11 protein-coding genes are annotated in these 14867 nt (G+C 70.2%); 2 read left to right on the top strand and 9 right to left on the bottom strand.

Annotated features, from left to right (window positions below; all coding sequences use genetic code 11):
* Positions 1-70 precede the first annotated feature (70 nt).
* Positions 71-3283 carry an efflux RND transporter permease subunit gene (locus Q8M88_RS02165; RefSeq protein WP_305594607.1) on the top strand — a complete coding sequence of 1071 codons (3213 nt, stop codon included), beginning with the start codon at positions 71-73 and terminating at the stop codon, positions 3281-3283.
* Positions 3280-4668, top strand: coding sequence for an efflux transporter outer membrane subunit (locus tag Q8M88_RS02160; protein ID WP_305594606.1), 1389 nt, complete (start codon positions 3280-3282; stop codon positions 4666-4668). Before Q8M88_RS02165 ends, Q8M88_RS02160 begins: the two co-directional genes overlap by 4 nt.
* Before the next feature lie 10 nt (positions 4669-4678).
* Here the strand turns inward: Q8M88_RS02160 and Q8M88_RS02155 are convergent, their stop codons facing one another.
* From Q8M88_RS02155 to Q8M88_RS02115, 9 genes are all read right to left on the bottom strand, one after another.
* A complete protein-coding gene (locus Q8M88_RS02155) occupies positions 4679-6985 on the bottom strand; it encodes a PAS domain-containing sensor histidine kinase (RefSeq protein WP_305594605.1) in 2307 nt (768 codons plus the stop codon).
* Complete coding sequence (locus Q8M88_RS02150; RefSeq protein ID WP_305594604.1) at positions 6985-7644, bottom strand: chemotaxis protein CheX; 660 nt, start codon at positions 7642-7644, stop codon at positions 6985-6987. The genes Q8M88_RS02155 and Q8M88_RS02150 overlap by 1 nt, the downstream gene beginning before the upstream one ends.
* Entirely contained in the window at positions 7641-8024 is a 384-nt protein-coding gene (locus Q8M88_RS02145; protein WP_305594603.1) for a response regulator transcription factor, read from the bottom strand. The genes Q8M88_RS02150 and Q8M88_RS02145 overlap by 4 nt, the downstream gene beginning before the upstream one ends.
* A gap of 3 nt (positions 8025-8027) precedes the next feature.
* The gene (locus tag Q8M88_RS02140; RefSeq protein ID WP_305594602.1) at positions 8028-8354 is read right to left on the bottom strand and encodes a hypothetical protein; all 327 of its coding nucleotides are present in this window, start codon (positions 8352-8354) and stop codon (positions 8028-8030) included.
* A complete protein-coding gene (locus Q8M88_RS02135) occupies positions 8351-10288 on the bottom strand; it encodes a chemotaxis protein CheA (RefSeq protein ID WP_305594601.1) in 1938 nt (645 codons plus the stop codon). The genes Q8M88_RS02140 and Q8M88_RS02135 overlap by 4 nt, the downstream gene beginning before the upstream one ends.
* Positions 10285-11139, bottom strand: a complete 855-nt coding sequence (locus Q8M88_RS02130) for a protein-glutamate O-methyltransferase CheR (RefSeq protein WP_305594600.1) — start codon at positions 11137-11139, stop codon at positions 10285-10287. Before Q8M88_RS02130 ends, Q8M88_RS02135 begins: the two co-directional genes overlap by 4 nt.
* The gene (gene cheB / locus Q8M88_RS02125) at positions 11136-12218 is read right to left on the bottom strand and encodes a chemotaxis-specific protein-glutamate methyltransferase CheB (protein WP_305594599.1); all 1083 of its coding nucleotides are present in this window, start codon (positions 12216-12218) and stop codon (positions 11136-11138) included. Before cheB ends, Q8M88_RS02130 begins: the two co-directional genes overlap by 4 nt.
* Entirely contained in the window at positions 12215-13633 is a 1419-nt protein-coding gene (locus Q8M88_RS02120) for a chemotaxis protein CheW (RefSeq protein WP_305594598.1), read from the bottom strand. Before Q8M88_RS02120 ends, cheB begins: the two co-directional genes overlap by 4 nt.
* The coding region (locus tag Q8M88_RS02115) for a methyl-accepting chemotaxis protein (RefSeq protein ID WP_305594597.1) at positions 13633-14867 on the bottom strand (1235 nt) is incomplete at its 5' end. The genes Q8M88_RS02115 and Q8M88_RS02120, both read right to left, overlap by 1 nt.

The raw sequence follows: 14867 nt of genomic DNA, 5'->3' as shown, positions 1-14867 counted from the left end.
GCCCACCAGCGTCACCACCCTGGCCCCGCCAGCCTCCGCCGCCACCCCGGCGAACTAGGAGGGCGCGCGCGTGAAATTCTCCCACTTCTTCATCAACCGGCCGATCTTCGCTGCGGTCATCGCGGTGTTCATCAGCATCCTCGGCGTGTTCGCCTACCCGCAACTGCCGCTGGCGCAGTATCCGGAAATCGCGCCTCCGACCATCGCCGTGGCCGCCACCTATCCCGGCGCGTCGGCCGAGACCCTTGCCGAGACGGTCGCAGCGCCCCTGGAGCAGGAGCTCAACGGCGTCGAGGGCATGCTCTACATGACCTCATCGTCGGCCAACGGCCTGGCGCAGATCACCGTGACATTCCGGCCCGGCACCAACCTCGACGCCGCCCAGGTGCTGGTGCAGAACCGCGTCGCCCTGGCCGAACCCAGGCTGCCCGAGCAGGTGCGCCAGATCGGCGTCACCGTGAACAAGCAGGCCACCGGCTTTCTGCTGTTGGTGGCGCTGTCGTCCACTGACCCTGACGTCGGCATCGATTTCATCGGCAACTACGCCAACAGCGAGCTGCGCGACCGTTTGTTGCGCATACCGGGCGTCGGCGGCGTCCAGGTGTTCGGCGGCGGACTCTATTCCATGCGGGTGTGGATCGACCCGGCGAAGGCCGCGGCGCGCAATCTGACCGCGGAGGAGATCGTCACCGCCCTGCGCAATCAGAACGTCCAGGTCGCCGCCGGCGCACTGGGCGCGCCCCCCTATGACACGGGCGTGGCCACCGAGTTGCCGATGCAGGTCGAGGGCCGGCTGTCGGATCCGCAGCAATTCGCCAACGTGGTGATCAAGTCCGACGCCTCCGGCGGCGTGGTCCGCGTCGGCGACGTGGCCCGCGTCGAGCTGGGCGCCCAGGACTACGGCATGCGCGGCTACTTCGGTGGTCGGCCGGGCATAGGGATTGCGGTCATCCAGCAACCGGGCTCCAACGCGCTGTCATCCGCCAAGGCGGTGCTCAAGGCGGTCGACGAGGCCCGGCCCGGCTTCCCCACCGGCGTCGTCGCCACCATCCCCTACAACCCCACCGAATATGTCGCCGCCTCGGTGGAGGCTGTGCAGGAGACGCTGCTGGAAGCGGTGCTGCTGGTGGTGCTGGTGGTGATCGTCTTCCTGCAGACCTGGCGCGCGGCGATCATCCCGATCGCGGCCATCCCGGTGGCGCTGGTCGGCACCTTCGCCGTGCAGCTGGCGTTGGGCTATTCGATCAATTCGCTGTCGTTATTCGCCCTGGTGCTGGCGGTCGGCATCGTGGTCGACGACGCCATCGTCGTGGTCGAGAACGTCGAGCGCAACATCCGCGCCGGCCTCACGCCGCGGGAGGCTGCGTTCCGCACCATGGACGAGGTGTCCGGGGCGCTGATCGCCATCGGTCTGGTGCTGCTGGCGGTGTTCGTTCCGACCGCCTTCGTCTCGGGCATCCCCGGCGAGTTCTACCGCCAGTTCGCGGTGACCATCTCGGCGGCGGCGATGATCTCGCTGCTCGTGTCGCTGACCCTGACGCCGGCGCTGGCCGCAATCCTGCTGAAGCCGCACAACGCGACGCCGGAGCGCGACACCCCGCGTTGGCTGCGGCCGCTGTCGCTGGCCGGACGCAAGTTCAATCAGGGCTTCGACTGGCTGGCCGACCGCTACGGGCGGGTGACCGCACGCCTGATCCGCGCCTCGGCGATGGTGCTCGTGGTCTATGTCGGCCTGCTGGCCCTCACCGGCTGGCGTCTCGCCGACACCCCCAGCGGCTTCATCCCTCAGCAGGACCAGGGGGTGTTGATCGGCGTCATCCAACTGCCGCCGGGCTCGTCGCTGGAGCGCACCGACGCAGTGATGAAGCACGCGACCTCGCTGCTCGCCGGCGATCCCGCGATCGAGACGATCGCCGCCTTCGCCGGCCTCGACGGCGCAAGCTTCTCCGCCGCATCCAACTCCGCGACCGTGTTCATCAAGCTCAAGGACTGGTCGGAACGCGACAAGGCGCACTCCGCCGACGCGATGGTCGGCATGGTCATGCAGAAGCTTGGCGCTGTCGAGGAGGCCAATATCTTCGTGCTGGCCCCTCCCCCCGTGCAGGGTCTTGGCAACGGCGGCGGTTTCAAGATGATGGTGCAGGATCGCGGCGGCGGCGACTACCGCGCCCTGGAGAAGGCCGCCAACGACCTGGTCGGCGCCTCCTACGGCACCGGCAAGACCCAGGGCGTGTTCTCGCAGTTCAACACCGCTTCGCCGCGCATCACCGCCGAGGTGGACCGCGACAAGGCGCTGATGCTGGGCGTGCAGCCCAGCGACGTCTACGGCGCGCTGGGCACATATCTGGGCTCGACCTACGTCAACGACTTCAACCTGCTCGGCCGCACCTTCCGGGTGACCGCCCAGGCGGAGCCCGGGTCGCGTGACGACATCTCCGACGTGGCGAACCTCAAGGTCCGCTCGGCGGACGGGGCGATGGTGCCCCTGGGCTCGGTGGCCACCCTGCACGACGACACCGGACCGCAGCGTGTGGTGCGCTTCAACCTGTTCCCCGCCGCAGAGGTCCAAGGCGCGGCCGCGGCGGGCGTCTCCTCCGGCGAGGCGCTGAAGGTCATGGAGGGCCTCGCGGCCAAGACCCTGCCGACCGGCTTCAGCTACGAATGGACGGAGCTGGCCTTCCAGGAGAAGGCGGCGGGCAACACCGCAGCGCTGGTGTTCATGCTGGCGGTGGTCTTCGTGTTCCTGGTGCTCGCCGCCCAGTACGAGGCGTTCACCCTGCCGCTGGCGGTGATCCTGATCGTGCCAATGTGCATTCTGGCGGCGATCCTCGGGGTCAATCTGCGCGGCCAGGACAACAACATCCTGACGCAGGTAGGCCTGATCGTGCTGGTGGCGCTGGCGGCGAAGAACGCCATCCTGATCGTCGAGTTCGCCAAGCAGGCGGAGGAGCGCCAGGGCATGGATCGCTTCCAGGCCGCGGTGGAGGCGGCGCGGACGCGGCTGCGGCCGATCCTGATGACCTCGTTCGCTTTCATCTTCGGGGTCATCCCGCTGATGATCGCCAGCGGACCGGGCGCGGAGATGCGCCAGGCGCTGGGGACTGCGGTGTTCTTCGGCATGCTGGGGGTGACGATCTTCGGCCTGATCTTCACGCCGGTGTTCTATGTGGTCTGCCGTTGGCTGGCGCTGCGTCTGCCCAAGCCGCCGCCCAAGGACAGCGCCTATCCAAGCGGCGGCGCCCCCGACCCGCTGAATGACGAACCGGAAGGCGCGCGCCCATGACCCTGCTCAGGATCCTCGCGGCCTCGGCGGCCGGCCTCGCCCTCAGCGCCTGCGCCGTCGGACCCGACTATCAGCGTCCGCAGCTCGAGGCGGCGGCCCAAGGCGGTTTCGTCAGCGCCGGCGGCGGGGCCTTCACCCCGGCCGAGCCGCAGGGCGGCTGGTGGCGGCTGTTCGCCAACCCCGCGCTGGACGGCTTGGTCGCTGAGGCGCTGAGCGCCAACAAGGACATCGCCGTCGCCGCAGCCAACCTCGGCCAGGTGCGCGCCCAGCTCAGCGAGAGCCGGGCCGGCCGCCTGCCGTCGACCACGCTCTCCGGCCAGGCCGCGCGGGTGCGCCAGCTCGATCCGGCGAGCGGGCGCTACGCCGAAGGCGGCGCCTTCGCCGCGGGCTTCGACGCCTCCTATGAGCTCGACTTCTTCGGCCGGGTCGGGCGCTCCATCGAAGCCGCCCGGGCCGACGAGGGCGCGGCCCAGGCGGCCGTCGACGTCACCCGCATCGCCGTCGCCGCGGAGACCGCGCGGGCTTTCGCCGACGCCTGCGCCGCCAACGCCCAGATCGCCGTGGCCCGCCGGACCCTCGACCTGCAGCAGCAGACCTTCGACCTCACGCGCCGCCAGCAGGACGCAGGACGCGGCGCGGGCCTGGACGTCGCGCGCGCCGGCGCCTTGCTGGAGACCACTCGCGCCACCCTGCCGCCGCTGGAAGCTCAGCGCGACGGAGCGCTGTTCCGGTTGGCCGTGCTTGTCGCGCGTCCTCCGGCCCAGGTTTCGCCGGAAGCGCGGGACTGCCTCATCGTTCCGCAGGTCGCGACCGCCATCCCAACCGGCGACGGCTCGGGTCTGCTGCGCCGACGCCCCGACGTTCGCCAGGCCGAGCGGGCTCTGGCCGCAGCGACGGCGCGGATCGGGGTCGCCACGGCGTCGCTCTATCCGTCGGTGACCCTGGGCGGTTCGATCGGGACGTCCGCGGCGCGCGCCGGCGATCTTGGCGACGATTTCAGCTTCAGTGTGGGCCCGCTGATCAGCTGGAACTTCCCGAACATCGCCGTCGCCCGGGCGCGTGTGCGCCAGGCCGGCGCCGTGGCCGACGGGGCGCTGGCGCGTTTCGAGCAGACCAATCTCACCGCCCTGCAGGAAACCGAGACCGCTCTGACCAACTACGCCCGCGAGCTGGATCGGCGCGCGGCGCTGCAGCGCGCGGCGGCGCAGAGCGCGCGTGCATCGCAACTTTCAAGACTGCGCTTCGACGCCGGCGCGGACAGCTTCCTCGCGGTGCTCGACGCCGAGCGCACCCGCGCCGACCTCGACGCCCAGCTCGCCCGCTCCGACGCCCAAGTCACCACCAATCAGATCGCGGTGTTCAAGGTGTTAGGCGGCGGGTGGTGAAGCCCAAGCGCTAGGTCCGCTTGTCCAGCATCTCGCGCAGGGTGATGGCCAGGGCGTCGAAGGGGAATGGCTTGGCGATCATGCGCATCCCCTCGCCCAGAAACTCTGAGCGCACGGTGGCGTTGGCGGCATAGCCGGTGACGAACAGCACGGGCAGCTCGGGCAGCCGCTTGCGCGCCATCTCCGCCAGTTGGCGACCGTTGAGGCCCGGCAGGCCCACATCGCTGATCAGTAGATCGATGTGGCGGCCGGTTTCCAGCACGGCCAGCGCCGCCTGGCTGTCGATCGCCTCGATCGCCTGGTAGCCCATTTCCTGCAGAACGTTCATCACCAGCAGGCGCACCTGGGCGTCGTCCTCGACGACCAGCACGGTCTCGCCGTCGCCCCGCGGGACCTGACCGTCGGAAGCGATCGGCGCGACGGCTTCGGTCTCGCCCTCGACCCGCGGCAAGTAGAGCCGCACGCTGGTGCCGCGCCCAGGCTCGCTGTCGATCTCAACATGACCGCCCGATTGCCGCACGAAGCCGTACACCATCGACAGGCCCAGCCCGGTGCCCTGGCCGATCGGCTTGGTCGTGAAGAAGGGATCGAACGCCTTGGCGACCACGCTGGCCGGCATGCCCGCGCCCGTGTCGTCGACCTGGATCAGCACATAGTCCCCGTGACGGGCCTCAGGGCGGCGGTCGATGTACTCCCGGTCGAGGGAGACGTTGGCGGTGCGCAAGCTCAGCCGCCCGCCGTCGGCCATGGCGTCGCGGGCGTTGATCGCCAGGTTGAGGATCGCGCTTTCAAGCTGGTTGGCGTCCGTGCGGGTCAGCCAGAGGTCTTCGGGGCCGACAAACGCCAGCTCGACCTGTTCGCCCAGGGTGCGACGCAGGAGGTCGGTCATCGAGCCGATCAGCCGGTTGATGTCGAGGGTCTGGGGATCCAGCGTCTGACGGCGCGAGAACGCCAGCAGCCGATGGGTCAGGGCTGCGGCGCGCTCGGCGGAGGCGACCGCCGCATCCATGAACTGGAAGGCGTCCTCGTGCCGCCCGTCGCGCATGCGCCGCCGCGCCAGGTCGAGGCCGCCGATGACGCCAGTCAGCATGTTGTTGAAGTCGTGCGCTAGCCCGCCGGTGAGCTGGCCCACCGCCTCCATCTTCTGGCTCTGGCGCAGCTGTTCCTCCAGATGCTTGCGCTCGGTGACGTCACGTCCGATCGCGTACATCGCCCCATCTTCGGGGATCACCGTCCAGTTGATCCAGCGGTAGCCTCCGTCCGCCCCGCGCACGCGGCAGTCGAAGTTCTCCACGGATTTGCCGTCCAGCAGGCGGCGGAACCCGACGTCGGTGGCGGCCCGGTCGTCGGGATGGATGAGGTCGCCGCGCGATATCCCGATCATCGCCTCGGGCCGATGACCCAGTACGCTGGTCCAGGCTGGATTCACGGCCTGATAGACCCCGTCCTGCGAGACGATCGCGAATAGGTCGCGCGAGCGGTTCCACACGCGGTCACGCTCGCGGGTGCGCTCTTCCACGCGCTCCTCGAGCGTGCGCGCGAGCTCGACCAGCTGGGCTTGCGCATGCTTGGATGCGGTGATGTCGTAGATCACGCCGATGAAGCGCGCGCCGTGTCCCACGCCGTCGCTGCGGTGCTCGCCCCGTCGCGCGATCCAGCGCTCCTCGCCCGTGTCGGCGCGGTGGATCAGCACCTCGGAATAGGCGCCGTCGTCGCCCTGCCCCACGCTCTGCGGGCGGATCAAAGGTGGCTCGCCGGGATCGACGACGGCGTTGATCGTGCGAACCGGCAGCGAGTCGGTAGGATACAGGCCCAGCAGCCGGCAGAACTGCGCCGAGACCATCGCTGTGCCGAAGCCGTCGACATGCTCGAACGTGCCCACCCCGCCCGCCGTCTGGGCGATGCGTAGCTGCTCCTCGACCCGCTTCTGCTCGGTGATGTCGACCAGCAGACCCGAGAAGCGCGTGAGCTGGCCTGAGTCGTCTCGCTCGGCGCGGCCGCGGGCGCTGACCCAGCGGATCATCTCGTCGGAGCCCTTGACCCGGTAGTCCCGGGCCAGCAGTTCGGCGCCGTGCATCACCCCAGCCACGGCGATGCGCACGCGCAGCAGGTCGTCGGGTTGCACGCCGGAGAAGAACGCCTCGGTCGGCAGGCCCCGCAGCGCCGCGGCGGCGTCCAGCCCGCACAGGTTGGCGAAGCGCGGATCGGCGAACAGCAGATTGCGCTGCGTGTCCCACAGCCAGGCGCCGGCCCCCTGCTGCAGCGCCGCCAGAGCCGGTCCGTCGAGGTCGCTGTCTGGGTCCGTCGTCGTCTCCATCAAGTCGGCGTCGTCGCGTCCGGCGCGGCGTCGCCTATCACCCGGGCGATGAACTCTCCGATCAAGGCCTTCAACGCTTCGAGCGACGGAAGATCCATGAGCATCGCCACATAGCCGCGGATGTCGCGGTCCCGGATGGCGAAATTGATATAGAGGAACAGGACCACGGCCTGCAGGCTGCTCTCTTCGCTCAGCTCGAACAGATGGGCGCCGTCGCCGCGCAGCACCTCGGGCAGCGACATGGTCAGCGGCCGCTGCAGCATGTTGGCCATGGTCGCCAGGCAACTGTTCAGGACTACATTGCCGGTCTCGGCCAACGCCTCCTCTTCCATGTCGGTCATTTCCGCGGGCGACAGCAGGCCGCCGGTGACGGCGCGAACCAGTTCCAGGCTGTTCAACTCCGGGAAGATCAACAGCGCCTGTCCATAGAACGCGCCCTCGAAATCCTGGCGCACGGCCACCAAGGGTCCGGTCTCGCGCTCGCGGATCAGGGTGGCGGCCGAACGGCGGCTGACCACCTCGACAGACGGCACCGAGAGGAACACCTGCTCTCCGACCATCTTGCGCAGGCTGGCGGCGGCGCGGCTGACCCCGATGTTGACCAATTCGGTCAGGGCGTCGTGCTCAAGTTCCTGAAGCTGGATCTGAGACTCGCTCAATGGCCGGCCGATCGCAGCTGAAGGCCGGCGCCGGAGACGAAGCCGCGGATCCCATCCTCGGTGATCGGCTTGGCCACAAACGCGGCCTGAGCGGCGCGTGCGCGGGCGATCACCTCATCCTGCACGTTGGCCGTGGCGAGGGCGATCGGCATGGTCGGGAAGCGAGCGCGCAACTCCTCGGCCAGTTCGAGCCCGTTCTTCCCTGGCATGTTGTAGTCGACGATCACCACGTCGATCTTGCGCGATTGGAAGATGCTCAACGCCTCCTCCGCGGTGCCCGCCTCGACCCTCTCCCAGGCCGGCTGCAGCGCCGAAACCGCCTTGCCTACGACGATGCGCGCAAGCTTGCTGTCATCGACGATAAGGACAGTGGTCGTCATCAATTAGCTCCGGGTCTGCAGCGGGCCGTCGGCGCCGCCGGAAAAGGGTCCAAAATCGGTCGTCGCGCTCGAAGGTTCGGATGCGCGCATCACGTTCCTGCGCACCGCCGGCGCCAGGAGGTCTCGGATAAAGGGTTCGGGCGCCTCGCCGAGGATCGGCGGGGCGAACGCTAGCAGCACCTGAACGACAGCGCCGTGCAGATGGCGACATTGCGACAGGTCGACAGCCCGCGTCGCCTGCGCCTGAAGCAAGCCGACAAGGGTCTCCGCCTCCTCAACGCGGCATGCGCCCTCGAGACGGATGACGTCGCCATCGAGACGCACGCTCACGCGGTCAACTCCGCCAGGTCCAGCACCATCAGCACGGCGCCGTCGCCCTGCAGGATGGTGCCTCGCATCCCCGCGGCGCCCGCCAGCAGTCCCGACATCGGCCGCAGGGGCGCCTCAAGGCGTTCGCCCAGCCCGTCCACCACCACGCCGACACGTCGCTCGGCCCCGCCGACCACCAGCACGGTCAACGTCTCGCCGCCGTCGCGCGACGCGCCGCCAAGCAACTCCCCCAGGCTCATCAGCGGCACCACCTCGTCGCGCAGCAGGAAGGCGCGCCCGGCGCGGATGCCGGTCACCGCCTCGCGACGCACCCGCACGGTCTCGGCGATGTCGTCGAGCGGCGCCGCGAAGCGCTCGTCGCCCACGTTCACCACCATCACGCGCGCGAGCACCACGCGCAGCGGCAGCGCCAGATGGATCCTGGCGCCTTCACCCCGGCGGCTATCGACGCGAACCCGACCGCCCAGGCCGGCGACCGCTCTGCGCACCACGTCCATCCCGACGCCGCGCCCAGAAACGTCGCTGACGGTGGCGGCGGTCGAAAACCCTGGCGCGAAGATCAATTCGAATGTCTCGGGATCGGTCAGGCGGGCGGCGTCCTCACCGGTCACCACGCCGCGCAGCACAGCCACCTCGCGGATCCGTTCCCCATCCAGTCCCGCGCCATCGTCGCGCAGCTCGATCAGCACCTCGTCCCCCTGGGCGTGCGCCGACAGGGTCAGGGTGGCGGCGGCCGGCTTGCCTGCCGCCTGCCGTGCGGCCGGCGTCTCGACGCCGTGATCGACGGCGTTACGAACCAGATGCAGCAGCGGCTCGAACAGGCCATCGACGATCGCCTTGTCGACGGCCACGTCCTCGCCGGACACCACCAGTTCGGCCTTCTTGCCAAGTCCATCCGCCAAGTCCCTGACCAGCCGGGGAAATCGCGAGAACAGCTGGGCCAGCGGCACCATCCGCACGCGGGTCACCGAGGCGTGCAGCCGGCCCACCGCGCGCTCCAGCGTCGCCTGCGCCGAGACCAGGCCGCGCCCGGCGACCGGCGCCTCGCCCCCCGTCACGATCAAGCCGGTCTGGTGGGCCAGAGCGTTCTTGGCGATCACCAGCTCATCCACCAGCGCCGCCAAGTCGTCGACCAGGGCCGCATCGACCCTCAGCGTGCGCAGGCTGCGTCCCGGCGGGGAGGTCTCGATCGCCACCACCGCGGCGCGGGCGGCCAAGCCGGCCACCTCGATCTGGTCGTTGACGAAGCGCAAAGCCGCCCGCGCCTCCTCAGCCGAAGCCGTGCTGAGCGCGGTGAGCTCAAGGTTGCAGTCGAAGGGTGCGTAGTCCGTCAGCGCGCCGAAACCCGTCCGGGGTGCGATCGCCATATGGATCAACCCCGGCGTCGCCTGAAGGACGGCGATCGGGTCGTCGCCGCGGAAATAGGCCTCGGCGGTCGGGACATAGCGGATCGCGGTGCGAGCCTGCGCGCCCGCTGACGCCGAGGACAGCAGGGCCGCGACCCATGCGCCGTCCGACGCTGGAGGCGCTGCGACGGCCGGCGCAGAGGCCCCGGACAACGCCCCCAGCCGCGCCTGGAGAGCGGCGGCGGCGATCGCCAGCGATGCGGGCGGCGACCCGTCCGACTCCAGCGCGTCGAGCCAGCGCTCGGTCTCACCCACGGCGTCGAGCAACGCGCTCGCCGCAGCGCGCGACATCGGCTGCGCGCCGTCGCGCAAGGCTCCGAGCAGGGTCTCGGCGTCCTGCAGCAGAGCCGACAGCGCCGGCAGGTCGAAGAGGCCGGCGGAACCCTTGAGCGTATGAAGGGCGCGGAAGACGCCGTCGATCAGGCCTGCGCCCTCCGGATCGCGTTCCAGGGCCAGCAGGTCCTCGCCCGCCGCCTGGGTCAGTTCGCGGCCCTCGACAATGAAGTGCGGCAGCAGGTCGTCGCTCACGCCTCGCCCCCCGGCCGCTGATAGACCACCGCATCCTCGAAGCGGCGCGCCTGGAAGCGATCATCGATCCGCGACATGGACTCGGCATGCCCCAGGCAGAGGAAGCCGCCCGGGCGCAGACTCCAATAGAGGTGTTCGGCGGCCGTACGTCTTGCCGCATCATCGAAATAGATCAATACGTTGCGGCAGAATACTATGTCGAACAGGCCCTGCGCAGACACGCTGGAGCGTTCGATCAGGTTGGCCTCGGTGAAGGTCACGGACTCGCGCAGGTCGCGGATCAGTCGGCGGTGCGTTCCTGTGACCTCGAAATAGCTGTCGGCCAGCTCGGGCGGCATGCGCGACAAGGCGCGTTCGCCGTAGACGCCGCTCACCGCCTCGGCCAGGGCCTGGGTGTCGATGTCGGAACCGACGATCTCGATGTTGTAGGCGTCGACCAGCGGCCAGTTCTCCAGCAGCCAGATGGCGATCGAATACGGCTCCTCTCCGGTGGAGCACGGCGCCGACCAGATGCGCACACGATCGCCCGCCGGCCGCCCGCGCACTACTTCCGGCAGCAGCGAGCGGCTAAGGCAACGCAGCTGATGCGCCTCGCGATAGAAATAGGTCTCGTTCACCGTGAACGCGTTGACCACCGCCTCCAGCTCTTTGGATTCGCTGCGCAATGTCGCGAAGTACTCCGCGAAGGACGCGACGCCCAGGACGGCCATGCGGTCGTTCACCCGGCGGTCGATGTAGTAGCGTTTGGCCTCGCCGAAGGTCATGCCGGTGCGCCGATAGAGGTACTCGCAGAACCGCTCCAGTTCCTCGGCGGTGAGCACGCCCTCGGGCGGGGATGATGGAGCGCTCATCGCGGGCGCACCGCCGCCGTCAGCCAGCCGGCGATATCGCCGAGCGACGCCACCGTTCCCGCCCCGCCCGCACGGACCAGCTCGCCGGGCATGCCCCAGACGACCGCGGTGTCCTCGGCCTCGGCGAGCGTGCGCCCGCCGGCTGCGTTCAGCCTGGTCATCGCGGCTGCGCCATCGTCGCCCATGCCGGTCATCAGCACCCCGATCAACTGCTCTGGCGCATAGGCGGACATGGCTGTGTCGACCAGCCGGTCGACGCTGGGATGCCATCGGAACGCGGCGTCCGATGGGGCCGATTGCGCGTAGACCCCGTCGGGGCGGCGACTGACGATCATGTCGGCGTCGCCGCGCCCGACGTAGGCCCGTCCGGCGAGCAGACGGGTCGGCGATGTCACTTCGGCCGTGACCAGTTCGGTGAGCCCGTCCAGGCGCCGCGCCAACGGCCCGGTGAAGCTCGCCGGCATGTGCTGGGCGACCACGATCGGCCAGGGGAAATCCCCGGGCAGGCGCGACAGCACCGCCTCCAGGGCCGGCGGTCCGCCGGTGGACGTCCCCAGCACGACGAGGCCGTCGGCGGACAGCGCGCCGGTGTGCGGACGAGCGACACGCACAGGCTGGGGCCGCGTGGGCAGCAACGGCGCGGTCCGTTGGCGAACGCGGTCGGCGAGCCGGCGCGTCCGCCGTATGCGCGCGCGCGCTGCGGTGCGGATGGTCGCCACCAACGGCGGCCCCCACTCCTGCATGCGCAGCGACACCGCGCCCGAAGGCTTGGCGATGAAATCGACGGCGCCCAGCTCAAGCGCCCGCAGGGTCTGTTCCGCCCCTTGCTGAGTCGCCGCCGAGACCATCACCACAGGGGTCGGCCGCACCAGCATGATCCGGTCGAGGCAGGCGAGCCCGTTCATCTGCGGCATCTGGATGTCGAGGGTGATCACGTCCGGGGCGACGTCGTCGAGGATCGCCAGCGCCTCCACGCCGTCGCGCGCGATGGCCACTTCGAAGTCGCCCTCCGATGCGAACAGTTCGCCCAGCAGGCGCCGCATGAGCGGCGAGTCATCGACGATCAGAAGCTTGATCACCGGGCGTTCGACGCCGCGCGCCGGGCGAATGCGGCCAGCACGTCGCGCTCGGCCTGATCCAGCAGCACGCCAGGATCAACAAGCAGCATCAGGCCGCCCTGCGGATCGATGTCGGCGACCCGGTCGAACAGACGTCCGCCGTCCGACGACAGCTGCGGAGCCTCGCGCACCGCTGAGGCCGTCACGCGGCGGATGTCCTCGACGGCGTCGACGATGAACCCGGCTCTCCGCCCGCCCACCGTGGTCACCACGACGCGGCGACCGGTGGCGGGCGCGGCGCCTTCGACGCCGAAGCGGGGGCGCTGATCGATGATCGGCATCGCCTCGCCTCTGTGGCTGACGACGCCCGCGACGAACGCCGGCGCTCGCGGCGCCCGGGCCAGGGACTTTGGCAGATCCATCACCTCGTCGACCGCGGCGATCGGCAGGCCGTAGCGTTCCGCGCCCAACCGGAAGACCACGAACTGTTCGGCGTCTTCGGCGTCCTGGGCGGACATTGCGCTGGTTTCCTGCCGGCCTTCCGCGAGCAACCGCGCGACCGTCTCCTCGCGAAAGATCCGCTCCGAAGTGAGGATCGCCACGAGCCCGTGGGGCGCGCGTACGATCGCGTCGATGCTGGCCTCGCCCGCGCCACGATTGAGTACGGTGGGAACTGCGCCGACCATGTCCTGCGGCGTACGAAGGATGGCGCGCACCTCGTCGACGAGCAATCCGACGCTGGCCTCGCCGATCGCCGCCACGACGACCCTCGCCCCTGCTTGCGGAGTCGCGGCGGCCAATCCCAACAATGCGTGCAATGAGACGATCGGCAACAAGCCGCCCCGATGTTCGACGACGCCGATGCCGACGGCGTCGGCGTGCGGCAGGCTCGCCAGATCCTGCGGCGACAGGATCACCTCGCGCACGCGGTCCAGCGCCAGGGCATAGGCCTGGCCGGCGAGGCGGAATTCCAGGAAGGCGACATCCGCCGCGACCTCGACTGCGGCGACGACAGCGTGCACGGACCTGTCTGGGCGTTCGCGCCTAGCGAGGCCCGCGAACGCCTCGGCGAGCAAGGACTCGAGGTCGATCGGCTCCGCGCCATCGGCCTCGACCAGGCGCATGCCTCCGGGCGTTGGCGCGTCCTCCACAGCCATGACCTCGTCCACCGCCAGGCCCAGCGGCTCGTCGGCGCGCAGCAGGATCACCCGTTCCCCCGACGTGGGGGTCTCCGGGCGGTTCAGCAACCGGGCCAGCGCGACCACCGGAACCACCGCGCCGCGCAGATTGGCGACGCCATCGAGACTGGACGGGGCGTGCGGCACCCGCGTCACCCGCGGGCGGCGGAACACCTCAGCGACGTGGTTGGCGTCCAACGCATAGCGCCGCCCCCCGGCCCGGAAGCGGATCACCCGGCCAGGCTCGGCCGACGCCATCAGGGAACAGCCTGAAGTTCGTCGGCGAGCGATGCGATCTCTTCGATGGCGCCGGCGAGATCCTCCGCGCCGCGCGCCTGCTGTCGCGCCGCGGTCGCCGACTGGGCGGCGGCCGAGGCCGCCAGCTCGGCGGCCAGGGCGATCTGTCGGGCGCCTTCGGTGGCCTCCCGCACCGCATCCAGCATGCCGCTGGCGCCGGCGACGGTCTCCCGTGCGCCCACATGGATGACGGCCACGTCAGCGGCCATCGTCGCCAATCGCGCGTCGAGCCGCTGGTTCTTCTCGATCTCGGCGTCGGAGCCTGCCGCCACCTGTTCCAGGTCGCGGCGGACCGCGGCCAGCTGGCGCTGGATTTCGGTCACGACGTCCTTGATGTGCTCGGCGTTGGCGGACGCCTCGCGCGACAGATTGCGGATGTCGGCCGACACCGTGGAGAAGCCGCGGCCGGCGTCTCGCGCCCGGGCCGCCTCCACTGCGCCGCTGACCGCCAGCATGTTGGTCTGCACGGCGACCAGGGCGATGGCGTCGACCAGCTTGTCGGCGGCGCGCACCTGGTCGTCGAGCGTCTCGGTCGCCGCCAGGGTGGAGTGGGTTTCGACAAGCGCCGCAGCGACACCCTCGTTGAGCGCACGCATCTGTTCGCGTCCGAGCGACAGGCTGGCCTGGATGGCCTCGACGCCTTGCAGGGCGTGACCGGCGTAGCGGCCGGCCTGGTCGGCGGCGCGCTCGATCTGGGTCAGGGCGGCGTTGGCCTGCTGGGTCGCGGCGGCCTGGATCTGAGCGCCGCGGTTGATCTGATCCACCGCCGTCAGGATTTCACCCGCCGCGCCGGCCAGCTCCTGGACGGTGGACGATAGTTCTTCTGCGGCGGCGCCGATCTCGCCCGCCAAAGAGGCCGCTTCGGTGGTCGCCAGTATGGTTTCGGCGGAGCGCGCCAGGCTCTGGGCGGTGCGCCGGCTCTGCTCCAGGGCGGCGGCCTGCTGGTGGACGGCGCGCTGGGCCTCGGCGGCGGCGGCGGATTGTTCCTCGGCCGCGCTGGAGACGCTCTCGGCGCCCTTCTGGGCCTCGCGGGCGGCCGCCTCGGCTTCAACGGCGGCGACCAGGATCTGTTGACCGCCGTCGGCGACAGCGCTCACCTCGGCCCGCAACGCGACCAGGGATTCAGCCACGTCGCGCCCGCGGCCGGCCTCCCCATGCGCGCGCTCCCGCAGCCTGGCGATGCGTTCGGCCAGCG

This window comes from Phenylobacterium sp., assembly GCF_030693805.1.
In the GTDB taxonomy this organism is placed as follows: domain Bacteria; phylum Pseudomonadota; class Alphaproteobacteria; order Caulobacterales; family Caulobacteraceae; genus Phenylobacterium.
The sequence above is the reverse complement of the archived record's forward strand: the minus strand, read 5'-3'. Positions and strand labels throughout refer to the sequence as shown.